Here is a 25,538-nt window from a genome sequence, read left to right as displayed (position 1 = left end):
AACTTGCCCCAGAGCGGGGCGCAATATAGTGTGGGCGGGTCAAAGGGAAGAACGAAATGACGGAAGCGCTGCATATTCTCAAGCTCTGTGTCGGCGCGGAAAGCGTCGAGGATCTGATCGACTGGCAGCGGGTGCATTACGGCACCGGCCCGGCGCAGCATGTCACGCGGATGTGGCCGAAACGGGCCGAGGAGGTGCTGGCTGGCGGTTCTTTGTATTGGGTTATCAAGGGCGTGATCCTGGCGCGGCAGAGGATTCTGGATCTGCGGCAGGTCACCGGCAGCGACGGGATTTCCCGTTGCGCGCTGGTGCTGGAGAATGCGGTGATCCGCACCGAGGCGATGCCGCGTCGGCCTTTTCAGGGCTGGCGCTACTTCGCCGCCGCCGATGTTCCGCGCGATCTGGTCGCCGGGCGCGAGCGCGAAGATCCCCTGCCCCGCGACCTGCAAGCTGCGCTCGCCGAGATCGGGTTGCGCTGATGCAGACGCGTCTGAGCAATGCCGATGTGATCGAGCTGACCGCCTGGCGGCAAGCGCTGCACCGCGCCCCCGAGGTTTCGGGCGCGGAGGCGCAGACGGCGCAGGCCGTCGTGAGCGAGCTGACAGCCTCCCGCCCCGATAAGCTGCTGACCGGCCTTGGCGGCCACGGCGTCGCCGCGATCTGGGAGGGGGCCGAGCCCGGGCCGACGGTGCTGATCCGCTGCGAACTCGACGCGCTGCCGATCCTCGAGACCGGGACTGTCGCGCATCGCTCGGAGGTGCCGGGCAAGGCGCATCTGTGCGGGCATGACGGCCATATGGCAATTCTGGCGGGTGTCGCCCGCGGGCTGGCGCGGCAAAAACCGCAGCGGGGCCGCGCGGTGTTGCTGTTTCAACCCGCCGAGGAAGACGGCTCCGGCGCGGCGGCGGTGATCGCCGATCCGCGCTTTGCCCAGATCCGCCCCGAGATCGCGCTGGCGCTGCACAATTATCCGGGCCTCGCGCTTGGCCACGGCGTCGTGCAGCCGGGGCCTGCCAATTGCGCCTCGCGCGGGATCAGGATCGGGCTGACCGGCCGCACCGCCCATGCCGCGCAGCCCGAGACGGGGCTCTCCCCCGCCCCCGCCCTTGCGCGGCTGATCGAGCGCCTGCCGCCTCTCGGCACAGGCGGCCCGGTCACCGACCCGGCGTTTTCGCTGGTGACCATCACCCATGCCCGGCTGGGTGAACCCGCCTTCGGCATAGCCCCCGCCGAGGCCGAGCTTTGGGCGACGCTGCGCACGCAGACCGATGCGGGCATGGCGGCGCTTGTGGCCGCGACCGAGGCCGCGGTGGCCGAGGCCGCCACGGGGCTTGGCGTCGCGATCAGCTATCACGACATCTTCACCGCCTGCACCAATGCGCCCGAAGCGGTGGCAATCCTGCGCGCGGCGATGGCGGCCGAGGCGATCCCCGAAGGCGAGACCGAAGTGCCGATGCGGGCCTCGGAAGATTTCGGCCGCTTCGGCGCGGTGGCCGCTTCGGCGATGCTGCTTCTGGGCGCGGGCGAGGATAGCCCCCGGCTGCACAATTCCGACTATGATTTCCCCGACAGCCTGATCCCGCTCGGCGCGGCCCTGTTCCTGCGCTGCCTTGCCGATCAACTCGGCTAAGAGCCCCGCCGCCGCCCCTCGATCAGCCAGGCGGCAAGGACCAGCACCGCGACGGCGAGAAGCCAGGCCCAGCCCGGCAAAAGCGCCGTGAGCCGGATGTCGGTCGTGGCCGAAACCTCGCGCGGGGTGACCCCGATCCAGCCGCGGCCCGCGGCCACACGGCCCGGGCGCACCTGGCGGATATCGGGGATACCGTCCTCCAGCGCCTGCTCCGACCCGCCCGAGGCGGCGATCACGGGTGCCAGAGCTTCGCCCGAGGCAACCGGGGTTTCATATTCGCGCGGGCTTGCAGGCCCCAGCGCCATCACACGCTCCAGATCGTCCTGTTTCAGCCGATAAAGCCCCTCGGCGGGCGCGGTCCAGCTTTGCGCGAACCGCCCCGGCTCGACCTGCGGCAGGGTCAGGCTCTCGACCGTGCCATCGGGCCGGGTGATCTGCACCGGGCTTGCCGTGTCCTTCATCGTGCGCCGGGTGATCGTGACCGACAGACTGCCCGGATCGACCTCGGCCTGCAGCGCCTCTTCTTCAAGGTCGGGTTCCTTCATCGCCCAATGCGCAATGCGGCGCAAAAGTTCGAGTTGCGGCCCGCCGCCCTCGTAGCCGCGATCCCAAAGCCAGGCATGATCCGAGGCCAGCAGCGCCACCCGCCCCTTGCCCGCCCGGTCCAACACCAGCAGCGGCGCGTTTTGCGCGCCTTTCATCACCACCTCGCCGCGCGCGCCGGTCAGTTCGATCTGCCGCAGCCAGCGCCCCCAATGGGTCACGCCCGCATCGCCCTCGGGCGGCGGCGCCCCCGTGAGCCCGGCGGTGACCGGATGGCGCAGGCCAAGCTCGGTCGGGCGCGGCAGATAGGCCTCGGACAGCACCCGCCCGGTTGGCCGCGCGGGCAGGATATCGCCGAGCGGCGTCTGCCACAGGCTTTCCACCGTGGCGAATTCCGGCCCGGCCGAGACCAGCACCGCGCCCCCGCGTTCGACATAATCGCGGATATTCTCGAAATACCCGCCCGGAAGAATGCCGCGCTCGGCATAGCGGTCGAAGATGATCAGATCGAATTCGTCGATCTTGTCGAGGAACAGTTCCTGCGTCGGAAAGGCGATCAGCGACAGTTCCGAAACCGGCGTACCATCCTGCTTTTCCGGCGGCCGCAGGATGGTGAAATGCACCAGATCCACCCCGGCATCGGATTTCAGCAGGTTCCGCCAGGTCCGCTCGCCCGCATGCGGCTGACCCGAGACCAGAAGCACCCGCAGCCGGTCGCGCACGCCGTTGATGCTGACGATGGCGCTGTCATTGCGGGCGGTCAGCTGCCCCGGCGCGGGGTCCAGACTGAACTGCACGACGTTCTGCCCGCCGTGTTCAAGCTTCAGCGGCAGCTCCAGATCCTGCCCGACCGTCACCGGATAGTCCTGCGGCGCCTCGCCATCGATCGAAATCGACAGCCGCGCCGTCGATCCCGCCGCGGCCGGAACGGCACCCGTATCCTCGACCTTCAGGCGGATCACCGTTTCCTCGCCGATGATGCCGAAGGCCGGGGCGGTCTCGATCAAAAGCCGCCGGTCCCAGTCGCGCGCATGGCCGGTGCGCAGAAGATGCAGCGGCGCGGGCAGATCGGGCAGCGCCTCGGGGTCGTGCAAGCGGCCATCCGAGAGCACGATCACCCCCGCCACACGCCCGCGCGGCTCGGCCGCCAGCGCCTCCGACAGCACGGCCCCCAGCTGCGTACCCGCGTTCTTCGCCCCATCCGGCACGGTGGCGCGGCGCAATTCGGTATTGGGCAGCGCGGTGATCTCGGTCGACAGCCGCATCAGCGCCGCGTCGGTCTGCGCGGCCCGGTCCGACAGCGTCTGCGAGGCAGATCGGTCATCGACCAGCAGCACGATATCCGAGAGCGGCGTCTTTTCCTCATGCTGGACCGAGGGTTGCGCGAGCCCCCCCAGCAGCGCCAAAGCCGCAAAGCCCCGCAGGGCCCAGCCCCGCAGCCCGCGCCAAAGCGCAACCGCGATCAGCAGAACTGCGAGCGCGGCCAAAAGAGCCAGCACCGGCCAGGGCAAGAGCGGCGCGAAAACAACCGAGACCCCGTTCATTGCCCGAGCCTTTCCAGAAGCGCAGGCACATGAACCTGATCGGATTTGTAATTCCCGGTCAGCACATGCATGACCAGATTGACCCCGAACCGGTCGGCAATCTCGCGCTGGCGCTCGCCCGCCTGACCGCGCCCGATCGGGAACATCGGCTGGCCGACGTCATCGACCGCCCAGGCACTGGCCCAGTCGTTGCCGCCGATCACCACCGGGGTCACGCCGTCATTGAGATTGCGAAACGGCATCCCCTCGGCCTGTTCGGCATCGGCGGGCGCGGCCTCGACCCAGATCGGGCCATCGTAGCGGCCGGGCATGGTCTGCAGCAGATAGAAGCTGCGCGTCAGCACATGATCGCGCGGCAAGGGTTCAAGCGGCGGAATATCAAGCGGCGCGGCCAGCGCCTGCAACCGCCGCCCGGTTTCCGTGGCCGCCCCCATGCCCGCCAGATCGGCATCGCGGGTGTCAAACAGGATCATGCCGCCGCCGCGCAGATAGCGGTTGAGCTTGACGTAAGCCGCGGGCGAGGGCGTGGGCGAAGTCTCGGTCACCGGCCAGTAGATCAGGGTGAAAAGCGCCAGATCATCGGTTTCCAGATCAAGCTGCATCGGCTCGGACGGCTCGACGGTGGTGCGGCGGGTCAAGGTCTGGCTCAGACCGCGCAGCCCGGCCATCGAGACCTGATCGATCGCCCCATCGCCCGTCGGCACATAGGCAAAGACGACGTTCGAGGCGGCCTCGATCGCCCGAGCTTCAGACATGGTCTCGGCCTGCGGCGGGCTCGGCATCAGGGCGACGGCCAGCGCAATCACCGCCGCCGCGCGTGGCCCGCGCAAGCGACCCGAAAGCGCGAGCGTCGCCAGAATGTCGAGCAGCAAAGCCACGAGCGCGGCAGCCAGCGCAAACCCGGCGAGCGGCATCTGCTTCGGCGCGGCCTCGCCCTCGATCGCCACGCCTGCGGGCCAGAGCGCCGGGGCCAACTGGCGCCCGCGCGGCAGGGTATTCAACGCCAGAACCTGATCTTCGGTGCCATAAAGCCCGGGCGGCAGATCGGGGCCGGGCGGGCCTTCGGCCAGATCCTCGCCCTTGACGCCCGCTTCCGCCTCGGTCGCGATCAAAAGGCCAAAGCCATCCAGGCGTTTCAAAGGCGTGAAGGTTTGCCCGGCCAGATCCTCGGCCGTGGGGGCGGCAGGACGGGCAGAGACGGAGAGCCGCTCCAGCATCTGCGGGAAAAGCCCCGACAGCGGCAGGTTCGACCATTCGGCATTCGCCGTGACGTGGAAAAGGACAACCGCCCCCTGCCCCATCGTCTTGCGGGTGACTAAGGGCGTGCCATCGGCCAGCGCCGCAATCGTGCGCGCGCCCAGATCGGGGTCTGGCTCGGCCAGAACCTGTTCGCGCACGGTGACCTCGTCGGGAACCGTCAGTCCGGCAAAGGGCGAGGTTTCGGCAAAAGGCGCCAGCTTGCGCGGCTCGCCCCAGCTCATCGTGCCACCGATCGAGCGGCCCCCCTGCCGCAGCCGCACTGGCAGCAGCGGATCGGCCGAAGTGTCGACCGCCGCCAGCCGCGGCCCGGCAAAGCGGATCAGCATGCCGCCCTTTTCGACCCAATCCTGCAGCTCAGTCCTTTCGGCGACCTCGCCCACATCGGCCAGAATGATCACATCGGGCTTCACCGGCAGGGCATCGGCCAGGGTCGCCTCTACCAGATCGGCCGAGGGGGCAAGCGCCTGATGCAGGTAATGGGTGGGGGCAAGGAGCTCGAGCCCCTCGCGCGCGGAGCTGGCGGAAATCAGCGCCACCTTGCGCCGCTTTTGCGCATCGTCGGTCAGGCTGACAGCACCCGCGGAACGCAGTCCGGCAATCTCGAAGCGGGTGATGCGGTTCCGCAATTCGGGCGGCAGATCGAAGATCGCCTCGGCCTGCGCGGCATCCTTGAGGGTGACGGGCTGACGGGCGAGTTCGCGTTCCAGCCCCGAGGGATCGGCGCCCAGCGCGGCGATTTCAAACGTGCGGCTGACGGGCGCCGAGGCGGAGAGCGGCAGCTTCAGCTTGGTTCCATCGACGCTGGCCGAGCCAAGCGCCAGCACCGGCACCGCGGGCTGCCAGACTTTCAACGTTCCATGCGCCTGCACCGCTTTTACCAGCGGCGCGCGGCTGGCTCGGTCAAGCCCATCGGAGAGCCACAGCGTGTCATAGCGCCCCGCAGGCAGAAGCTTCGCCGGATCAAGGTCGATCGAGGGCTCCCAGGGTTTCGGCTGCACCCCGGGCAGGGTGTCGATCAGATCGGCTGCCTCGGTAAAGGGCGGGGCCGCGGGCGGCGGATCGGCCAGCGAGATCAGCGCGACGGGACGGCCCGCGGCACTCGCCTCGGTCAGGGCGCGGGTGAGACGCTCGATCCGGCGCGGCCAATCGGCGGCCGAGGCCCAGCTGCCATCCTCGACGATCAGCAGCGGCCCGCGCCCGGGAACGACCGGTTCGGGGTGCAGGATCGGCCCGGCAAACCCAAGGATCGCAGCCGCGAGCACGAGCATTCGCAGGGCCAAGAGCCACCACGGCGTGCGCTCGGCCTGCACCATCTCATCGGCGAGGCCCAGAAGCAGCGCGACCCCGGGAAAGCGGCGCCGGATCGGTGCGGGCGGGGTGGCGCGGAGCAACCACCACAGCAGCGGCAGGGCGACGAGGCCAAGCAGCAACCACGGCGCGGTGAAGCCAAGTGGGCCAAGCATCGTCATCGCCAGCCCCCCGCAAGGGCGCCGTGCAGCCACAGCAGGGCGGTCTGCGCGGGGGCGCCGGTATGATGGCTGGAAAAGGCAAAGCCTGCGCGGTCTGCGATTCGGGCGATGCGATCGCGTCGTTCCGCCAGCCGGGCGCGGTAGCGGGCGCGCAGATCGCCCGCCTCGCGGGTTTCAAAGCGCAGCCCGCCCGCCATCGAGGTGAAGACGGTGCGGCCGTCATAGGGGAAGTCTTCCTCGGCCGGGTCGAGCACTTGCAGCAGCACGCCGCTGACGCCGCGCTCGGCCGCGCCGAGAAGCGCGGCTTCCAGCCCGGCCGGATCGGCGAAGAAATCGGAGAGCACCACCACCCGCGCTTGCGGCGCGACGGCGGTCAGATCGGGGGCGGCATAGTCCAGCCCCGAGGTCTCCGCCATCAGCGCCTGCGCCAGCGTCAGAAGTTGTGCCTTGCCCGGACGCGGCGGGGCGAGCGGGCTTGTCAGCCCCACCCGTTCCCCGGCCCGCAGCGCGGAAATGGCGAGCGCGAGCGCCAGAAGCCGGGCGCGGGCCAATTTCTCGGGCCGGGCCTTGCGGCCGGTCTCGGCGCCGGAAAAGCGCATCGAGGCCGCCGGATCGACCCAAAGGCACAGCGATTGTGCCAGCTGCGCCTCGCGGTCGCGGACGAATTGGCTGTCGGAGCGGGCCGAGCGGCGCCAGTCGACGAAGCGGGCCGCATCGCCGGAATGGGCCGGGCGGTATTGCCAGAATTCCTCGCCCGCGCCCGCGCGACGACGACCGTGGCCGCCCATCTGCACGGTGTTGGCGAGATGTTCGGCCGCGATCAAAAGCGCGGGCAGCGCCGCGGCTTCCGCCTCGGCCGCCCGGCGCAGATCGCGCGCCGCCTCGTCGGGAAGGGCTTCGCTCACGCGGCGGCCTCGGCATCCGTGCCGAGAACCTCGGTCACGGCGCGGGCGATGATCGCGGACAGGGTCTCGCCGCGGGCGCGCGCGGCGAAGGTCAGCGCCATGCGGTGGCTCAGCACCGGACGGGCGAGCGCTGCCACATCATCGATGCCGGGGGCAAGCCGACCATTGAGAAGCGCGCGGGCCCGCACCGTCAGCATCAGCGCCTGCGCCGCGCGCGGACCGGGACCCCAGGCCAGACTGTCGCGGACGACGGGCAGCGCCTCGGGCTCGCCGGGGCGGCAGGCGCGCACAAGATCAAGGATCGCCTCGACCACCCGATCGCCGACCGGCATGCGGCGGACAAGCTGTTGCGCCGCGATCAGCTCGGCCGGGGTGAAGACGGCGATGGCAGAGGCCGCCTCGATCCCGGTCGTCGCCAGAAGAATGTCGCGTTCCGTCGCGCGGGTCGGATACTCGACATCGACCTGCACAAGGAAGCGGTCCAGCTGCGCCTCGGGCAAAGGATAGGTCCCCTCCTGCTCGATCGGGTTTTGCGTCGCGAGCACATGGAAGGGCGGTCCAAGCGGGCGGTGCACGCCCGCCACCGTCACTTCGCGTTCCTGCATCGCCTGCAAGAGCGCCGATTGCGTGCGGGGGCTGGCGCGGTTGATTTCATCGGCCATCAGCAGCTGGCAGAAGATCGGCCCTTCGAGGAAGCGAAACGCCCGCGTGCCATCGGCGGCGGTTTCCAGCACCTCGGAGCCGAGGATATCGGCAGGCATCAGGTCCGGCGTGAACTGGATCCGCGCAGGCGCAAGGCCCATCACGGTCGCCAGCGTGTCAACCAGCATCGTCTTTCCCAGCCCCGGCAGGCCCACCAGCAGCGCATGCCCGCCCGACAAAAGCGCCGCCAAGGTCAGCTCCACCACGCGTTCCTGCCCGATGAAACGGCGGTTCACCGAGGCACGGGCCGCGCCCAGTTTCGTGCCCAGCCGCTCGATCTCGGTCAGCAGGGTGTCGGTCTCGATCATGACAGGGCTCCGGTTGCGCGTTATACTGTGAGAGAAACAGATAAACCGCCGCAGCCCAACCGCAAAGAGAAGATGACCGAGAAAGCCGCGCCACAAATCGCCGTGATGCCGACGACGGCCGAAGGGATCGCCGCGGCCGTGACCAAGGCCGGGGCCAAGGGGCTGCCGCCGGTGCATCTGTGGAACCCGCCGTTTTGCGGCGATCTGGACATCGAGATCCGCCGCGACGGGACGTGGTTTTATCTCGGCACGCCGATCGGGCGCGAGGCGCTGGTGCGGCTCTTCGCATCGGTGCTGAAGCTTGAAGACGGCAAGTTCTATCTGGTGACCCCGGTCGAGAAGGTGGGCATCCGCGTGCAGGATGCGCCCTTCCTCGCCGTCGATTGCACGGCCGAGGCGGGGGATCTGCGCTTTCTGACCAATGTGGGCGATCAGGTGGTTGCGGGGCCCGAGCATCCGATCCGGGTCGAGATCGCCGAAGATGGCGAGCCGCGCCCCTATCTGCATGTGCGTCGTGGCCTTGAAGCGCGGATCGATCGCAAGACCTTTTACCGGCTGGTCGATCTGGCCAAACCCGAGGCGCATGCGGGCGAAGCATGGCTCGGGCTGCGCTCGGGCGGGGTGTTCTTTCCGATCCAGCGGATGGCGGAGATTTCATGATCAAACTGGCCGCCGATCTGACCACGCTGTTTCAGGAACTGCCCTTTGCGGCACGGTTTTCGGCGGCGCAGGCGGCGGGCTTTGCGGGGGTGAGCCTAGCCTCGCCCTATGACGGGCCGGTGCAGGAGTTGCGCGACCGGCTGGTGCTGTCGGGGCTTGTTTTCGCGGCAATGGTGGCGCCGCCGCCGAATTACACTGGCGCGCCGCAGGGCTTTGCCGCGACGACCGGCGGCGAGGATCGGTTTCAGCGCGATTTCAAGCGCATGTTGCGCTACGCCGATGTGCTCAAGCCCGGGGCGATCGAAATTCTGACTGGCCCTGAGGGCGATACCGAGACCTTGCTGCGCAATCTGCGGTGGGCGACGGCCGAGGCGCCAAAACGCCTTTTCACCCTCGCCCCGCGACCCGAGGGCAGTTTTCTGCAAAGCTACGATCAGCTGGCCGAGGTGCTGGCGGAGGTCGGGGCGGGCAATCTGGGCATCTCACTCGATACGGCGCTGGCGGCGGCTTTGGGCAGCACGCCCGAAGCGGTGCTGGAGCGGTTCGGCACCGATCTGCGCCATGTCTCGCTCGCCTCGGCGCCGGATCGGGCGGAGCCGGGAGCAGATGGCTGGGATGTGGCCGGGTTCCTGAACCGCCTTGAGGCCGCGGGTTATGCGGGCTGGGTAAGTGCGGATTACACGCCGAAGCTGACGACGACAGCCGGGCTGGGCTGGATGCCGCCCGTGCCCGTGGCGGCCCCGAAGACGCGCAAGAAACGGGGCGGTTAGGACAGGAAGGGCATCTCGACCCCGAAGGCGCCGAGAAGCAGGACCATGTTGAGCGACAGCACGAGGCCCGCGCCGATGGCTGCGGCGGCCTGAGTGGTCTGGTTGGGGACGAAATCGCCCATCACCTCGGGTTTGCGGATCAGCCACAGCAGGGCGAGCATCGGCACCGGCAGCGCGATCGACAGCACGACCTGACTCATCACCAGCGCATCGGTGGCATTGGCGCCCATCGCAACGACGATGAAGGCGGGCGCCATCGTCACCGCGCGGCGCAGCCAGAGCGGCAGGCCGACGCGCAGGAAGCCCTGCATGATCATCTGCCCCGCCATCGTGCCGACGACCGAGGAAGAAATGCCGGAGGCGATCAGCGACAGCAGGAAAGCCGCCGCCGCGAAACCGCCCAGAAGCGGCGTCAGCGTGTGATAGGCGGTCTCGATTTCGGCCACCTCGGCATGGCCGTTGTGGAAGGCCGAGGCCGCCATCATCACCATCGCCATGTTGATCAGCCCCGCCCCCGCCAGCGCGATCACCACCTCGACGTTGGAAAACCGGACCATGCGCCGCCGTTCGGAATCGTTGCCAAGGATAGCGCGGTTCTGCGTCAGGCCGGAATGCAGGAAGATCGCATGGGGCATGACGGTGGCGCCGATGATACCGACGGCGATGGTCAGCGCCCCCTGATCGGGCAGGCTCGGGCTGGTGAGGCCGCCGACGGCCTGACCCCAGTCGATCGGCGCGATAAGGACTTCGGCCAGATAGCTCAGGCCGATGATGCCGACCATCGTACCGATCGCAAGCTCCATCGGCCGGAAGCCCTGCGCCTCGAACAGCAGGATCGCATAGGTGATCACCGCGGTCAGCGCCATGCCCCACATCAGCGGAATGCCCAGAAGCAGCGAGAGCCCGATGGCGCCGCCAAGGAATTCGGCGAGATCGGTGGCCATCGCGGCCACCTCGCTGACGGCCCACATGCAAAAGACCAGCGGGCGCGGAAGGTGATCGCGGCTCAGTTCCGCCAGATTGCGCCCGGTGACGATGCCAAGCCGCGCCGAGAGCGCCTGAAACAGCATCGCGATCAGGTTCGCGACGAGCACGACCCACAAGAGCGCATAGCCGTAGCCCGCCCCCGCCTGAATGTTCGTCGCGTAATTGCCCGGGTCCATGTAGGCGACCGAGGCGATCACCGCGGGGCCGACGAAAGCCAGCATCGCCAGCGGGCCGCGCCGCTCGCCGCCGATCACCGCCGCCATCGTGGCGCGCGTCCGCCCCGACATGGAATTTTCCTGGATCATGCCCTGTCCTCGGAACATCTTGCTGCAAAGTGTAGCCGTGGCTACACTTCTGTCAAGCGGCTTGCCGACAAAGTGAAGCAGGCTTGGCTGCGCGCGCTGCGGGGCGTTTCCAAATCTGGCCCAAGGCGCTAAATTGTCGGCAAAAGGACCCTCGATGCCCGAAGACACCGCCCCTGCCGATCTGACGACGATGCGCTTTTCCCGGGCGAGGGAGGCGCAGAGCATGGCGGTGCTCGAAGATTACGCCGAGATGATCGACGATCTGGCGAAGCAGATGGGCGAGGCGCGGATCACCGACATTGCGGCGCGGATGGGGGTGACGCATCCGACGGCGACAAAAGCGGTGGCGCGGCTCAAGCGCGAGGGGCTGGCGGTGTCGCGCCCCTATCGCGGCGTGTTCCTGACCGAGCTTGGCGCCGAGATGGCGGCGCGGGTGCGGATGCGCCACCGGGTCGTGGTCGATCTGCTGATCGCCGTGGGGGTGCCGCCCGAAACCGCCGAGATCGACGCCGAGGGGCTGGAACATCATGTGTCCGAGGCGACGCTGAAGGCGTTCGAGGCCTATCTGGCGAAGCGGGGCTGAGCGTTACGAGGTTCGGGCGGAGAAGGAAAGGCATTGCCTTTCCCCGCCCGCTTGGGCAACGCCCGCACCAAGACCGTCTGCCCCAAGCACAGCAGAGGCCATCGCCCTGCCCCGGCGGCGCGAAAGCGCCCGCCATGGGCGGGGCGGGCGCTGGCCGAGTGCCTTTGGGCCCTCGGCGGTCACGGGGCCAATGTGTCGCGTGACCTCGGCAATGGCCTCGGCCAAGGATGGCATCACGGGCTGAACAGCGGGAAGCACACGCCCAGCACCCAGGCGAGGCAAAGGCCAAGGCCAAGGCCCGCCACCGTCGCCCCGGACCGCCGCGCGATCCAGCGGCCCATCAGCCCGTGGACCGAGAAGAACAGCAACAAGAGCGGCAGTGCGATCAGGAGGAACATCAGCCGGTCGAAATCGAGCGCCGCGGCCAGAGCGAACGACCCGAACAGGAAGAACCGCCCCACCACCCGACGCCAGAGCTTCGCGTGCCCGGCCTCGGTCAGCTGCGCGTCGGCGATCAGCGCGGGCACGGTGCCAAGGGCAAGGACGGCGATCAGAACGAGACGCTCGGGCGAGGGCCAGTAGCTGGCAGCGTAACGGTCGAGGGCGATCCCGAAAGCGCCTAGCCCCCAGATCAGGAACAGCACCACCGGCGTCAGCGACAGCCCGGCCCGCAGGCTGCGCCAGCCACGCAGCAGCGTGATCTGCAACAGCCCGTAACAGGCCAGATGCACCATCAGGTAATCGGCGACCAGCACCGGCAGGAAGTCGATGCGAAACCGCGTCAGGACGACCGGCACGATCACCGCGGGCAGGATCGAGGCGAGCAGGAACCGCCCGACCGGCACTGGCGCGGGATCGGCGCGTTTCGGTTGCAGCACCGCGAGCGGATGCACCGCCAGCACGATGCCGATCAGCAGCACCAGAATCCAGACGCCCATCGACGAGACCGCACCGCCCGAGGCACGGTGATAGGTGGCATCGAGCCAATCGCGCGCGGCCACGACCGCGGTCGGGCTGTAAAGCACGCCGACGTGTTCGACATGCGGGGCCACGACCGCCATGCGCGCGACCGGCCCGGCCTTGGCCAACTCGCCCTCGCCCTTCGTCGGATCGACCTGATGCAGATAGTTGAGCGCGAAGCCGCGCAGGCCGCCCTCCCATTCGCCGGAAATCACCAGCAGTCGCGGCGGCTCGGTGGCGGTGACCGCCTGCGAGAACATCGAGATCGCCACGACGGCATCGACCGGATGCCCGGCCGCGGCCTCCTGATTGGCGGCGCGCACCAGAATGTCGGTCGCCATCGAATGCCCCAGAAGCGAGACGCCGGTCACTCCGGGAAGCGCGCGGGCGGCCGCGATCACCCGGCGCACTTCGGCCACCAGAAACACCGTCGTGCCGTCGATCTTCGTCACGTCGCCCCGCATCGGCTGCGGATTGCGGCCATGCCCCTCGCAGTCGAAGGCGAGCACGCGATAGCCCGCCTGCGCCAGACGCAGCGAATAGGCCTGCATGATCTGCCGCGATCCGGCAAAACCATGCGCGATGACGACGGCAGGGCCGGTCGCCCCGGGCTGTTCATAGAGCGTCACCGGGGTCACGCCGACGCTGAAATCGCGGATGACAAGCCCCGCCCGGTCGCGCTCCAGCATGAAGACCGAGGTCAGGATCAGCAACAGGGCAAGGGCGAAGGTGGCAAGATGGCGGCGGGGATGGCGCAACGGGAACCTCGGGAAAACCTGATGCCCCTCTATGTGCGGCAAGACCCGGCCGGATCAAGGCGACGGATGGCCCCGAAAGTGCGATGCCCCGACCGGAGGATCGGGGCATCGCGTTCTCAGTTTTGGAGGATTGACGGGGACGTCTTCATTCAGCCGGATGAGCCGGCCCCCCCGCTGTGCCCGTCTTCCACAGCGAGAAAAGGATACCTGCGGCAAGGATGGCAAAGGTGATGCCAAGCGACCAGGCCGGAGGAAACTTGTCCCAATCCATCGCCTCGGCCACGAAGACCTTGGAGCCGATGAACACCAGAAGCACCGAAAGCGCGTATTTCAGATAGGCGAAGCGGGCGAGGATCGCGGAAAGCGCGAAGTAGAGCGCCCGCAGGCCGAGGATCGCGAAGATGTTCGAGGTGTAGACGATGTAGGGATCGGTGGTGATGGTGAAGACCGCAGGCACGGAGTCGACCGCAAAGACGAGGTCGGCCAGTTCGATCATCACCAGCGCAAGGAAAAGCGGCGTCGCATGGCGCACCAGACGGCCGGATTTGGTGTCGGGTTCCGCGACGAAGAAGGCATGACCGCGCGGACCATCGGTGACGCGCAGGGCGCGACGGAGGAACCGGATCAGGCCGTTTTCGGTGATCTCATGTTCCTTGTCGGCCGAAAACAGCATCTTGATGCCGGTCACGATCAGGAAGGCGGCGAAGACGTAAAGCAGCCAGTGGTATTCGGCGACCAGCGTCGCGCCAAGGCCGATCATCAGCCCGCGCAGCACGATCACGCCCAGAATGCCCCAGAACAGCACCCGGCGCTGATATTGCCGCGGCACGGCGAAGAAGCCGAAGATCAGCGCGATGACGAAGATGTTGTCGATCGAGAGCGATTTCTCGACCACGAAGGCGGTCAGATATTGCGCGGTCGCCGTGGCACCCATCTGCCAGAAGACGAAGCCCGCAAAGCCGAGCCCGAGCGCAATATACATCGCCGAGAGCTTCAGGCTCTCGGCGATGCCGATCTCATGATCGTCCTTGTTGAGCACGCCCAGATCGAGCGCGAGGAGGGTCAGGACGAGACCGATGAAGACAAGCCACATCCACAGCGGCTGGCCAAGAAAGGAGAGAAGAAGCAGTTCCACGGGCGACCTCTTGCGGTTTGCCGCTGTCTGGTCGCCCGGCTGACTACAGACCGTCTGCCGGGCATGACCATCGAGCGGGTGTCGATGCGGTCCGACATCACGTGGAAGCTTGGAGGAACTTCCGACGCCAGAGGGGCCCGGCCCGCTCCTCATACTTTGGGTATGGCAAGCGAGAGTTCAAGCCCCCGGGTGCGACATTTTTTCCATTTTTTCGCGGGCCGGTTTCGGGCGAGGTGAGGGCCGATACGAATGCCGATACGAATCCGGTGGCGCATGCCGCCGTGCAGCGTTAATAAGCCTAGGCCGGAGATCACGTTCCGGTGACCCGAGTCACAACTGCATGACCAAAAACGAATCCGAGATCCCCGAGCAGGGAGATCAGCATCAGGGCCACGCCAAGACCGGCCTTGCCATGACCTCTCTTGCCGCGATCGGTGTCGTCTATGGCGATATCGGCACCTCTCCGCTTTACGCCTATCGCGAAGCGATGGTGGCGGCTGGGGGACACCGTGGCGGCGTCGACCCGGAGCACATCCTTGGTGTGCTCTCCGTCATCACATGGGCGCTGATCATCGTCGTCACGATCAAATATGTGATCATCCTTCTGCGCGCCGACAATGACGGCGAGGGCGGGACCTTCTCGCTGCTTGCGCTCGTGCAGCGTGCGATGGGGCGTCCGACGCCGATCGTGCTGGCGCTTGGCATGCTCGGCGCAGGCCTCTTCTACGGCGACGCGGCCGTGACGCCAGCGATCTCGGTGCTTTCGGCCATCGAGGGTCTGAAGCTCGTCACGCCAGCGGTCGAGCCATTCCTCGTGCCCATAGCGGTGATCATCATCGTTGTCCTGTTCGTGTTCCAGAGCAAGGGCACGGCATCGGTGGCGAAATTCTTCGGCCCGATCATGATGGTCTGGTTCACGCTTCTGGCGGCGGGCGGGGTGATGAACCTCATTCAGGCGCCGATGGTGTTGCAGGCGCTGAACCCGATCCGGGCGGCGGAACTGGTGACATCGAACGGCGCGCTTGGCTTCACCATCCTCGGTGCCGCCTTCCTGGCCGTCACCGGCGCCGAGGCGCTTTATGCCGACCTTGGCCATTTCGGGCGCATGCCGATCCGGATTTCGTGGCTCGCGGTGGTGATGCCCTCGCTTTTGCTGAACTACTACGGTCAGGGCGCACTGCTGATGACCCATCCGGAAGCGATCGAAAACCCGTTCTTCCGGCTTTACCCCGAATGGGCGGTGCTGCCGATGATCGTACTGGCCGGGATGGCCACCGTCATCGCCTCGCAAGCGGTGATTTCGGGCGCCTATTCGCTGACGCAACAAGGCGTGCAGTTGCGGCTGATCCCGCGGCTGCGGATCCGTCAGACCTCGGAAACGCAGCAAGGGCAGATCTACATGCCCGAGGTGAACTTCTGGCTGATGCTGGGCGTTCTGATGCTGATCGTCATCTTCGGCTCGTCCTCGGCGCTGGCGGCTGCCTACGGGATCTCGGTCACCGGCGAGATGTGCATCACCTCGATCCTTGTCATGGTGGTGGCGAACAGGCTCTGGAAGATGCCGCTGATCCTGTCGATCGCGATGATGCTGCCGTTCCTTGCGCTTGATCTGACCTTCTTCGGGGCGAACTCGATGAAGATCTTCTCGGGCGGTTATGTCTCGCTGGCGATTGCCGCGGGCATGATCATCCTGATGTGGACCTGGCGGCGCGGCGCGGCGATCATCCTCAAGCTCGAGCGCGAGAATGACGTGCCGCTCGACATGATCTTCCGGCAGATGGATTCGAAATCGATCTCGACCGTCCCCGGCACGGCGATCTATCTGACCGGCACGCCCGACATGGTTCCGGCCGCGATGTTGCACAGCCTGAAGCACTTCAAGGCGCTGCACGAGCATATCGTGATCCTGACCATCGTCACCGAGGACGTGCCGCGGGTGCCGAACGAGAGCCGGGTGAACATGGAAGAGCTGAACGAGCGCTTCCGCAAGGTCGAGCTGCGCTTCGGCTATGCCGAGGAACCCGACGTGCCGAAGGCACTGCTTCAGTGCCGCAAGCTGGGCTGGAAATTCGACATCATGGCGACCTCGTTCATCCTGTCGCAGCGCTCGCTCAAGCTCTCGGGTCAGCGCCGGATGCCGGCCTGGCAAAGCCTGTTCTTCTTCTACCTTGCCCGCAACGCCACCCGGTCGTCGGATTACTTCCGCATCCCGGCCTCGCGCGTGGTGGAACTGGGCACGCTCGTCAACGTGTGATCGTGCCAGACCGTCGGCCCGGCAGATGCCGGGTTGACGGCTGCAGCCAAATCCATTCTAAAGCGCGCGGCCGGTGATGGTGCCGAACTGCATCGGTCAGCCCGGTGCTTCGACTGCCCGCCTTGCGATGGAAGACCAGACCGCTGCGCAGCCTCACCTGCCCTGCCGGTCGCTCGCCTCTGGAGTGAACCTCGTGACCTCGCGCCTCGTGCTCGCCCTTCTCGCCACTGCCGCCCTGACCGCTTGCGGTGCAGACAACACGTTCCGGCTTTATCCTCTGAGCGGGCCGATCGCCGATCAGAACCCGGCGCAGTCGATTCCGATCTCGATCACGGAAGACAGCGAGACCTCGGGCCAGATCTGGTTCAAGCTGCCCAAGCCCAACAAGACGAAATGCAGCGGCACCTGGTCGAGCCTGCAGCCGCGCGAGAAAACGCATGAGCGCGGTCTGTCGCTCAAGCTGCGCGACCTTGGTGGCAGTTACAAGAATTCGACCAAGGACGTGGGCGGCGTGAACACCGGCGAAGTCTATGCCGTGTGCAAGGATGGCACCCGTCTGCAAGGCACGTTCATCATGGGCTCGGGCACGCAAAGCGGCACCGGCACCGTGACGGACACGCATGGCAACAGCTACAAGCTGCTGTTCTGAGCTGAGGCGACCGAAGCGGCGTCAGAGGCAGTGGTGCTCGATGTGCCACAGCAGCGCGAGCGCCTCTTCATCTTCTTCTTCCTCGAAGAACGACATCAGCGCATTGACCTGCGCGCCGATGAAGCGCAGCCGGTCATGGCCCATCTGCGCATTCTCGGCCAGTTTCTTGTCGAAATAGGCAACCCAGCGCGAGTCATTGCCCGCCATCCGCGCCGCCAGCATCTCGCACAGGCGGTCGGCATTGGTGTCGCAGGCGATGCCCATGAAGGTCACGTAACGGTCGGGGGTCTGGTCGTTCATCGCGGCTGTCCTGTTGTCGGAAGCGTCAAGATAGGGGCGTTGCGCAGCCCCCGCAACCGGCCGGGCCGCGCTGGCACGGCCCTTGCGGCAGGCCTTCCTGGGCGCTGGCATGGCCCTTGCTGGGCGGTTCGCGGGACCTTTCCCTCCCTGAAACCAAGAGGACAGCGATGCCGAATATCACCTTCACTTCGCCCATCATGAAGAAAGACAAGACGATCTATGCGGTGGCGGGCAACACCGCGACGATCCTCGCTCTCGCCAAGGAGCACAGCATTCCGATCCCGTTCGAATGCGGCGACGGCGATTGCGCCTCCTGCCTGATCGAGGTGACCCATCTCGACAGCAAGCCCGCGATGGCGATGACCCTGACCGAGAAGGAGAAGGCGCGTCTGAAAGAGCTGCAGATGATCACCGCCGAAGAGATCGAAGCGGCCGAAGTCAGTGACGTGCCGCCGAAGTTCCGTCTCGCCTGCCAGTTCATCCCGCGCGACGAGGACGTGATGGTGCATTTCACCGGCACCCCGGGCGGCTCGGTCTGACCTTGCCCGCATGAAACGAAGCCCCGCCGCTGGTCGGCGGGGTTTTTTCATGCCCGCCTGACGTGCCGCCCCGACAATGCGACCCCGACAAAACCACGCCCCGCGCCGGGGGCCCTACAATTTGTCGGGAGTGTTCCATTTCGGACAAAATTCGCAAGTTTATGTTTTAGAATGATTATTTGTGAAAACGGCAGTTGGCACGAAGGCTGCTGTAGAAGCTGTGAGCCCGGTTACGAACCGTCTCGATATTCGTGAAGCACCAACCCCCAAGGGAGCCACACATGGGCAAACTCCGTCAGATCGCCTTCTACGGCAAAGGTGGTATCGGCAAGTCGACCACCTCGCAGAACACCCTGGCCGCGCTGGTCGAGATGGGTCAGAAGATCCTCATCGTCGGCTGCGACCCGAAAGCTGACAGCACCCGCCTGATCCTGAACACCAAGCTGCAGGACACCGTGCTGCACCTCGCCGCCGAAGCCGGTTCGGTCGAGGATCTGGAAGTCGAAGACGTCGTGAAGATCGGCTACAAGGGCATCAAATGCACCGAAGCCGGTGGTCCGGAGCCGGGGGTTGGCTGCGCCGGCCGTGGCGTCATCACCGCGATCAACTTCCTTGAAGAAAACGGCGCCTATGACGACGTGGACTATGTGTCCTACGACGTGCTCGGCGACGTGGTCTGCGGCGGCTTCGCGATGCCGATCCGTGAAAACAAGGCGCAGGAAATCTACATCGTCATGTCGGGCGAGATGATGGCGCTTTACGCCGCCAACAACATCGCCAAGGGCATCCTGAAATATGCGAACTCGGGCGGCGTGCGTCTGGGCGGGCTGATCTGCAACGAGCGCAAGACCGACCGCGAACTGGAACTGGCCGAAGCGCTGGCCGCCAAGCTCGGCTGCAAGATGATCCACTTCGTGCCGCGCAACAACGTCGTGCAACACGCCGAACTGCGCCGCGAAACCGTGATCCAATACGATCCGAACTGCAGCCAGGCGCAGGAATACCGTGAACTGGCCCGCAAGATCCACGAGAACTCGGGCAAGGGCGTGATCCCGACCCCGATCACGATGGAAGAGCTGGAAGAGATGCTGATGGACTTCGGCATCATGCAATCGGAAGAAGATCGCGAAAAGCAGATCGCCGAGATGGAAGCCGCGATGAAGGCCTGAGGCCTTCCGAACTTGCGGGTGGGCAGCTTGCCCACCTTGATCCAAACGCTGAAGTGAGGGAGCCAAAAGAATGGCCAAAGATCACGCGGGCGGTCCGGAAGACCTCGAGAACATCATCAAGGAAGTTCTTGAAGCCTATCCGGCGAAAGCTCAGAAGAAGCGCGTCAAGCACCTGTCGGTGGCCGGTGCCACCGAGGATGACGCGGATGCGGTCACCGGCATCGCGTCGAAATGCGACACCGTCAAATCGAACATCAAGTCGGTCCCGGGCGTCATGACCATCCGTGGTTGCGCCTATGCCGGTTCGAAAGGCGTGGTCTGGGGTCCGATCAAGGACATGGTGCACATCTCGCACGGTCCGGTCGGCTGCGGCCACTACTCGTGGAGCCAGCGCCGCAACTACTACACCGGGAAAACCGGCGTGGACAGCTTCGTGACGATGCAGTTCACCACCGACTTCCAGGAAAAGGACATCGTCTTCGGCGGCGACAAGAAGCTGGAAAAGACGATCGACGAGATCAACACGCTCTTCCCGCTGGCGAACGGCATCACCATCCAGTCGGAATGCCCGATCGGTCTGATCGGTGACGACATCGAAGCCGTCTCGAAGAAGAAGAACAAGGAAATCAACAAGACCATCGTTCCGGTGCGGTGCGAAGGGTTCCGCGGCGTGTCGCAGTCGCTCGGCCACCACATCGCCAACGACGCCGTGCGCGACTGGATCTTCGAACAGCCGGAAAGCGAAAACACCAAGGCCTTCGAGCCCGGCCCCTATGATGTCAACATCATCGGCGACTACAATATCGGTGGCGACGCCTGGGCTTCGCGCATCCTGCTGGAAGAAATCGGTCTGAACGTGATCGGCTGCTGGTCGGGCGACGCGACGCTGGCCGAGATGGAGCGCGCTCCGAAAGCCAAGCTGAACCTGATCCACTGCTACCGGTCGATGAACTACATCTGCCGCTACATGGAAGAAAAGTATTCGATCGGCTGGATGGAATACAACTTCTTCGGGCCGACGCAGATCGAAGCCTCGCTGCGCGCGATCGGGGCGAAGTTCGACGAGACCATTCAGGCCAATGTCGAAAAGGTCATCGCCAAATATCGTCCGCTGGTCGATGGCGTGCTGGCCAAATACAAGCCGCGGCTCGAAGGCAAGCGCGTGATGCTCTACGTCGGCGGGCTGCGTCCGCGCCACGTCGTCACCGCCTATGACGATCTGGGCATGGAAATCGCCGGGACGGGCTACGAATTCGCCCATAACGACGACTACAAACGCACCGGCCATTACGTCAAGGAAGGCACGCTGATCTACGACGACGTCACCGGCTACGAGCTGGAGAAGTTCATCGAGAAGATCCGTCCCGACCTCGTCGGCTCGGGCATCAAGGAGAAGTATCCGGTGCAGAAGATGGGCATTCCGTTCCGTCAGATGCACAGCTGGGACTACTCGGGCCCCTATCACGGCTACGACGGCTTCGCGATCTTCGCGCGCGACATGGACATGGCGATCAACAACCCCGTCTGGGGCCTGTTCGACGCGCCCTGGGAAAAAGCCCCCATCGCCGCCGAGTGAGTCCTCCGGGGGCGGTGCGCTGCCGCCCCCAACCTCCCCTTCCCCCCGTCGGTGCGTCCCGGAATGCGGACGGCCTATGACAAGGATTTGACCCATGCCCCAGTCGGCTGACAAGGTGCTCGACCACTCCAAGCTGTTCTTCGAGCCCGAATACAAGGAAATGCTCGCGAACAAGAAGGCCACTTTCGAATGCGGCCATTCTGCCGAAACCCTCGCCCAGATCGGCGACTGGACGGCCTCGTGGGACTATCGCGAAAAGAACCTCGCCCGCGAAGCCCTGACCGTGAACCCGGCGAAAGCCTGCCAGCCCGTCGGCGCCGTTTTTGCCGCGCAAGGCTATGAAGGCACCCTGCCCTTCGTGCACGGCTCGCAAGGCTGCGTCGCCTATTACCGTTCGCACCTGTCGCGTCACTTCAAGGAGCCTTCGGCGGCGGTTTCCTCCTCGATGACCGAAGATGCGGCCGTGTTCGGCGGTCTGACCAACATGGTCGAGGGCCTTGCCAACGCCTATGCGCTTTACAAGCCGAAGATGATCGCCGTCTCGACCACCTGCATGGCCGAAGTCATCGGCGACGACCTCAGCTCGTTCATCATCAAGGCGAAAGAGGCAGAAAGCGTTCCGGTCGATTTCCCGGTGCCGTTTGCCCACACCCCGGCCTTTGTCGGCTCGCACGTGGACGGCTACGACAACACGCAAAAAGGCATCCTGTCGCTGTTCTGGGCCGGTGCCGAGCGCGTGGCCAACGAGAGCCTGAACATCATCCCGGGCTTCGACGGCTATGCCGTGGCGAACAACCGCGAAATCAAGCGCCTGCTCGACACGATGGGCGTCGGCTTCACCTTCCTGTCGGATGTGTCGGACGTCTATGACACCCCCTCGGATGGCCATTACCGCATGTATGCGGGCGGCACCAAGCTCGAAGACGCGAAAGCCGCGGTGAACGCCAAGGCGACGCTCTCGATGCAGGAATACTGCACGCCGAAAACGCTGGAATATGTTGAAACGACCGGTCAGGAAACCGCCGTCTTCAACTACCCGATGGGCGTTGGCGCCACCGACAGCTTCCTGATGAAAGTCTCGGAACTGACCGGCAAGGCGATCCCGGACAGCATCAAGCTGGAACGCGGCCGTCTGGTCGACGCCATCGCCGACAGCCAAGCTTACCTGCACGGCAAAACCTTCTCGATCTTCGGCGACCCGGACTTCGTGCTCGGCATGGCGAAGTTCATCATGGAGATGGGCGGCGAGCCGGTGCACTGCCTCGCCACCAACGGCTCGAAGAAATGGGCCAAGCAGATGGAAGAAGTTCTGGCCGCCTCGCCGTTTGGCAAGCAAGGCCAGGTCTGGGCGGGCAAGGACCTGTGGCACATGCGCTCGTTCCTGATGACCGAACCGACCGATTTCCTGATCGGCTCGTCCTACGGCAAATATCTGGAACGCGACACCGGCATCCCGCTGATCCGTCTGACCTTCCCGATCTTCGACCGTCACCACCACCACCGCTTCCCGACCTGGGGCTATCAGGGCGGCCTGACGGTTCTGGTGAAGATCCTCGACGCGATCTTCGTCAAGGCCGACACCCGCGCCGGGGAATGGGGCAAGACCGACATCAGCTTCGACCTCACCCGCTGAGGCAAAGACACTCCCTCGACCTGGGCCGGCAGCTTTGGCTGCCGGCTTTTTTGCATTCTGGACGTCGCAACCGGGTCTCGACCTGTCGGAACAGGGCAAATCCACCATTTACAACAATGTCTGTCGCAAATCCCCCAATGTCGGCCCGAAGCTTGCAGGAAGCGGTCGAAACACTTGGCACGCTTCTTGCTGGGACATTCATGAAGCCTCAACCAAGCAGGAGAGCGTCATGATCGAGATCACCCAGCCCGCCAAGGACGCGATCCGGTCCGCCATCGCCAAGGCCGGGCAGCCGGTGGCCGGTCTGCGGCTGCTGGTCGAAACGGGCGGTCGTGCCGGGCCGAGCTACGGCATGCTGGTCGAGCGCAAGGCCGATCCCGCGGACGAAACCCTGACCTTCGGCGACGTGACCCTGCTGATCGACCCCGAGACCCGCCCCCATCTCGCGGGCACCAAGGTCGATTTCGTCGCCTCGGTCGCCGGGGCACGCTTCGTCTTCGAAAAGTCATTCTGCTGAGGGGGATGCGATGAAGGATCTGCTCGACGAAACCCGCGCGCGCGCCACCGCGCCTACGCCGCAACGCCCCGCCGCGCCCCCGGCCGCCGCTGCCCTTGCTGCCCGGAAGGCCGCGGGCGGCACCGCCCCCGACACCGCGGCCTTTCTGGCCAACTTCGTCAAGATCGGCGAAATCGCCGCGCCGAAAACCCCGGCCAAACCGCTGTTTTCACCCGAGGAAGAACCCGAGGTGGTCGCCGATCTGATCGCCGAGATGCGCCCGATGTTTCAGCGCGACGGCGGCGACATCGAATTGGTCGGCATCACCGGCAACGCCGTTCAGGTGCGGCTTTCGGGCAGCTGCGCGGGCTGCATGATGTCGGCGCGCACGCTCTCGACGGTGCAGCACCAGCTCATCGAAACCCTTGGCCGCCCGGTCCGGGTGGTCCCCGAGATCCGGCACTGACATGAACGCCCGCTGCTCCGCCCAAAAACACGGCACAACCCAGGGTGGCGCGGCGCAGATTTCGGCACCGACCCCTTTTTCGCCCTGCGGCGCCCTGCCGCCCCACGCAATGACCCGAGTTTGAGATAGGTTGTCCCCATGGAACTCGCGCAGACGCTTTCCCAAAGACAGACGATGCAGATGGCGGGGCAGATGCTCCATTCCCTCGCCATCCTTGGAATGTCGTCGCAGGATCTGTCCGAGCATCTGACCGAACAGGCCACGTCGAACCCGTTCCTGACCTATCGCGCCCCGCCCGCCTTCATCGCCCGCGGCGGCGAGGATTTCGACGCCGTGGCCGCGGTCGCCGCGCACAAGCCGAGCCTGATGGCCCATGTCATCGATCAGATCGAGATGGCATTCGCCGAAAACACCGACCGCCTGCTGGCGCTGCGCTTTGCCGAAGCTCTGGAGCCGAGCGGTTGGCTGGGTCAGACCGTCGAGAGCATCGCGCTGGCGGCGGGCGTGAACATGTCCCGCGCCGAAACGGTGCTCGCCGTCCTGCAGGGCTTCGATCCCACGGGCCTTTTCGCCCGCGATCTGTCGGATTGTCTGATCCTGCAGGCGCGCGAGGCCGACATCCTGACCTGGGAAGTCGAGACGCTGATCCGCAACATTCCGCTGATCGCCGAAAACCGGCTCGCGGATCTGGCGGAGTTGTGCGATTGCGACGTCACCGACATTCCAGATATTCTCAAGCAGATCCGGCACTTGAACCCGAAGCCGGGTCTTGCTTTCGATCATCAGCCGACGCCGGTTTTCCCGCCCGATCTGATCGCCGTGCGGGGCGCCGAGGGCTGGACGGTGGAACTCAACCGCGCCACCTCGCCCACGATCACCGTGCGCGAAGACCGTTTCGCCGATGGCACCGCCGATGCGAAGGCCCGCGCGGAACGGCGCAAGGCATTGGCCGAGGCCCGCGCGCTGGCGCAGGCGCTCGAACGCCGCGGGGATACGCTCTTGCGCACCGCCGCCGTGCTCGTCGCCCGGCAATCCGCCTTCCTCGACAAGGGGCCGGCCCATCTGGTGCCGCTGACGCTCGAAGATGTCGCTTCGGAATTGGGCCTGCATGCTTCGACGATCTCGCGCGCGGTGTCCGGGCGGATGATCCAGACCCAGACCCGCGCCCTGCCGCTGCGCGCCTTCTTCTCGCGGGCGGTCTCGACGCAGGGCGGCGGCGAGGCGGTCTCGCGCGACAGCGCCCTTGATTTCGTGCAGCGCACGGTGGGCGGCGAAGATCCGCAAAACCCGCTCTCGGACGATGCGATCGTCTCGCTGGCCGAACGCGCCGGGCTGCGCATTGCCCGCCGGACGGTGGCCAAATATCGCTCGACGCTCGGCCTCGCCTCCTCCTACGAGCGTCGCCGCGCCGCTGCCGCGCGCTGAGTCTCCCGGAAACGACAGGAACCAGACCGAAAGCGCCATTTTTTTCGGCGCTCCGGCCGATTTCGCCCCAAAGTTGCGCTTAACACTTCCTCAATCATCCCAGAGTCGCGACATATTGGCACTTGCGGCTGTTTGCGCCGTGCATCCGGGCGCAAGCTTGACCAAGTCTCGAAGTGTCCGCCACGGCCCCCACTTGCGCCCAAGACGATCCACGCAGCGAAGACTGCGACACCCCATGGGAGGGGGTGAATGTCGTTTTTGACGCCCCGGGGCCTCGGCCAGCGAGGGAGAACAGTGATGATCGACATCCGGGAACGTCTCGTCCCCAAACCACAGGAAAAGCATCGTTCGGCACGGGCTGCGGCCGACCGTCTGGCTTTGGACGCGCTTTACGAGATCGCGAAGACGTTTGCGTCTGCGCCCGATCCGGTGGCGGAGGTGCCGCAGATTTTCAACGTGCTCTCGTCCTTCCTCGACCTGCGGCACGGGGTGCTGGCGCTGCTCGCCGAACC

The 25,538-nt window shown here is 65.9% G+C and carries 22 protein-coding genes and 1 pseudogene; 15 read left to right on the top strand and 8 right to left on the bottom strand.

Translation table 11 applies throughout. The features are described from left to right. Positions 1 to 56 precede the first annotated feature (56 nt). Together C8J30_RS16515 and C8J30_RS16510 are read left to right on the top strand one after the other, a co-directional pair. On the top strand, positions 57 to 479 hold the full coding sequence (locus tag C8J30_RS16515) for a DUF1489 family protein (RefSeq protein ID WP_110806967.1): 423 nt from the start codon (positions 57 to 59) through the stop codon (positions 477 to 479). Next, entirely contained in the window at positions 479 to 1,630 is a 1,152-nt protein-coding gene (locus tag C8J30_RS16510) for an amidohydrolase (RefSeq protein ID WP_110806965.1), read from the top strand. Before C8J30_RS16515 ends, C8J30_RS16510 begins: the two co-directional genes overlap by 1 nt. On the opposite strand, the gene C8J30_RS16505 is transcribed toward C8J30_RS16510, so the two are convergent. The 4 genes from C8J30_RS16505 to C8J30_RS16490 are packed head-to-tail and all read right to left on the bottom strand — an operon-like array spanning position 1,627 to position 8,361. Then, positions 1,627 to 3,717, bottom strand: coding sequence for a hypothetical protein (locus C8J30_RS16505; RefSeq protein ID WP_110806963.1), 2,091 nt, complete (start codon positions 3,715 to 3,717; stop codon positions 1,627 to 1,629). The genes C8J30_RS16510 and C8J30_RS16505 overlap by 4 nt on opposite strands. Next, positions 3,714 to 6,446 (bottom strand): DUF4159 domain-containing protein, encoded by a 2,733-nt coding sequence (locus tag C8J30_RS16500; RefSeq protein ID WP_110806961.1) that lies wholly within the window; start codon positions 6,444 to 6,446, stop codon positions 3,714 to 3,716. Before C8J30_RS16500 ends, C8J30_RS16505 begins: the two co-directional genes overlap by 4 nt. Beyond that, on the bottom strand, positions 6,443 to 7,351 hold the full coding sequence (locus C8J30_RS16495; RefSeq protein ID WP_110806958.1) for a DUF58 domain-containing protein: 909 nt from the start codon (positions 7,349 to 7,351) through the stop codon (positions 6,443 to 6,445). The genes C8J30_RS16500 and C8J30_RS16495 overlap by 4 nt, the downstream gene beginning before the upstream one ends. Further along, positions 7,348 to 8,361 (bottom strand): AAA family ATPase, encoded by a 1,014-nt coding sequence (locus C8J30_RS16490; RefSeq protein WP_110806956.1) that lies wholly within the window; start codon positions 8,359 to 8,361, stop codon positions 7,348 to 7,350. The genes C8J30_RS16495 and C8J30_RS16490 overlap by 4 nt, the downstream gene beginning before the upstream one ends. 72 nt (positions 8,362 to 8,433) lie before the next feature. Here C8J30_RS16490 and C8J30_RS16485 point away from each other — a divergent pair, with 72 nt between their 5' ends. Both C8J30_RS16485 and C8J30_RS16480 read left to right on the top strand, forming a co-directional pair. Further along, the gene (locus C8J30_RS16485) at positions 8,434 to 9,021 is read left to right on the top strand and encodes a DUF1285 domain-containing protein (protein ID WP_110806954.1); all 588 of its coding nucleotides are present in this window, start codon (positions 8,434 to 8,436) and stop codon (positions 9,019 to 9,021) included. Beyond that, on the top strand, positions 9,018 to 9,791 hold the full coding sequence (locus tag C8J30_RS16480; protein ID WP_181420925.1) for a TIM barrel protein: 774 nt from the start codon (positions 9,018 to 9,020) through the stop codon (positions 9,789 to 9,791). Before C8J30_RS16485 ends, C8J30_RS16480 begins: the two co-directional genes overlap by 4 nt. Here the strand turns inward: C8J30_RS16480 and C8J30_RS16475 are convergent. After that, positions 9,788 to 11,065, bottom strand: coding sequence for an Nramp family divalent metal transporter (locus C8J30_RS16475; protein WP_245909877.1), 1,278 nt, complete (start codon positions 11,063 to 11,065; stop codon positions 9,788 to 9,790). The genes C8J30_RS16480 and C8J30_RS16475 overlap by 4 nt on opposite strands. Positions 11,066 to 11,237: 172 nt before the next feature. On the opposite strand from C8J30_RS16475, the gene mntR reads away from it, so the two are divergent. Continuing rightward, positions 11,238 to 11,666: a manganese-binding transcriptional regulator MntR gene (gene mntR, locus C8J30_RS16470; protein ID WP_110806948.1), complete on the top strand. Its 429-nt coding sequence runs from the start codon at positions 11,238 to 11,240 to the stop codon at positions 11,664 to 11,666. 233 nt (positions 11,667 to 11,899) lie between these two features. On the opposite strand, the gene C8J30_RS16465 is transcribed toward mntR, so the two are convergent. Next, positions 11,900 to 13,384 carry an alpha/beta hydrolase gene (locus tag C8J30_RS16465; protein WP_110806946.1) on the bottom strand — a complete coding sequence of 495 codons (1,485 nt, stop codon included), beginning with the start codon at positions 13,382 to 13,384 and terminating at the stop codon, positions 11,900 to 11,902. A 145-nt stretch (positions 13,385 to 13,529) separates the two neighbouring features. Further along, complete coding sequence (locus tag C8J30_RS16460) at positions 13,530 to 14,519, bottom strand: TerC family protein (protein WP_110806944.1); 990 nt, start codon at positions 14,517 to 14,519, stop codon at positions 13,530 to 13,532. Positions 14,520 to 14,859: 340 nt separating this feature from the next. On the opposite strand from C8J30_RS16460, the gene C8J30_RS16455 reads away from it, so the two are divergent. Both C8J30_RS16455 and C8J30_RS16450 read left to right on the top strand, forming a co-directional pair. Beyond that, positions 14,860 to 16,773, top strand: coding sequence for a potassium transporter Kup (locus tag C8J30_RS16455; RefSeq protein WP_110806943.1), 1,914 nt, complete (start codon positions 14,860 to 14,862; stop codon positions 16,771 to 16,773). A gap of 127 nt (positions 16,774 to 16,900) precedes the next feature. Continuing rightward, positions 16,901 to 17,422 (top strand): hypothetical protein, encoded by a 522-nt coding sequence (locus C8J30_RS16450; protein WP_245909876.1) that lies wholly within the window; start codon positions 16,901 to 16,903, stop codon positions 17,420 to 17,422. A gap of 21 nt (positions 17,423 to 17,443) precedes the next feature. Here the strand turns inward: C8J30_RS16450 and cowN are convergent, their stop codons facing one another. Further along, positions 17,444 to 17,722, bottom strand: coding sequence for a N(2)-fixation sustaining protein CowN (gene cowN, locus C8J30_RS16445; protein WP_110806941.1), 279 nt, complete (start codon positions 17,720 to 17,722; stop codon positions 17,444 to 17,446). A gap of 167 nt (positions 17,723 to 17,889) precedes the next feature. On the opposite strand from cowN, the gene fdxD reads away from it, so the two are divergent. The 8 genes and pseudogenes from fdxD to C8J30_RS16405 form a co-directional block, all read left to right on the top strand. Then, a complete protein-coding gene (gene fdxD / locus C8J30_RS16440) occupies positions 17,890 to 18,261 on the top strand; it encodes a ferredoxin FdxD (protein ID WP_110806939.1) in 372 nt (123 codons plus the stop codon). Positions 18,262 to 18,542: 281 nt separating this feature from the next. Beyond that, entirely contained in the window at positions 18,543 to 19,430 is an 888-nt protein-coding gene (nifH, locus tag C8J30_RS16435; RefSeq protein ID WP_110806937.1) for a nitrogenase iron protein, read from the top strand. A 70-nt stretch (positions 19,431 to 19,500) separates the two neighbouring features. After that, the gene (nifD, locus tag C8J30_RS16430; RefSeq protein ID WP_110806936.1) at positions 19,501 to 21,006 is read left to right on the top strand and encodes a nitrogenase molybdenum-iron protein alpha chain; all 1,506 of its coding nucleotides are present in this window, start codon (positions 19,501 to 19,503) and stop codon (positions 21,004 to 21,006) included. Between the two features lie 94 nt (positions 21,007 to 21,100). Next, a complete protein-coding gene (nifK, locus tag C8J30_RS16425) occupies positions 21,101 to 22,639 on the top strand; it encodes a nitrogenase molybdenum-iron protein subunit beta (protein ID WP_110806934.1) in 1,539 nt (512 codons plus the stop codon). 229 nt (positions 22,640 to 22,868) lie between these two features. Further along, complete coding sequence (locus C8J30_RS16420; protein WP_110806932.1) at positions 22,869 to 23,156, top strand: HesB/IscA family protein; 288 nt, start codon at positions 22,869 to 22,871, stop codon at positions 23,154 to 23,156. A gap of 10 nt (positions 23,157 to 23,166) precedes the next feature. Then, complete coding sequence (locus tag C8J30_RS16415) at positions 23,167 to 23,601, top strand: NifU family protein (RefSeq protein WP_110806930.1); 435 nt, start codon at positions 23,167 to 23,169, stop codon at positions 23,599 to 23,601. Positions 23,602 to 23,739: 138 nt separating this feature from the next. After that, the gene (rpoN, locus tag C8J30_RS16410) at positions 23,740 to 25,026 is read left to right on the top strand and encodes an RNA polymerase factor sigma-54 (RefSeq protein WP_110806928.1); all 1,287 of its coding nucleotides are present in this window, start codon (positions 23,740 to 23,742) and stop codon (positions 25,024 to 25,026) included. A 297-nt stretch (positions 25,027 to 25,323) separates the two neighbouring features. Next, positions 25,324 to 25,538: pseudogene (locus C8J30_RS16405) on the top strand (nif-specific transcriptional activator NifA); the annotation flags it as partial.

This window comes from Rhodobacter viridis, from assembly GCF_003217355.1.
Taxonomy (GTDB): domain Bacteria; phylum Pseudomonadota; class Alphaproteobacteria; order Rhodobacterales; family Rhodobacteraceae; genus Rhodobacter; species Rhodobacter viridis.
The sequence above is the reverse complement of the archived record's forward strand: the minus strand, read 5'-3'. Positions and strand labels throughout refer to the sequence as shown.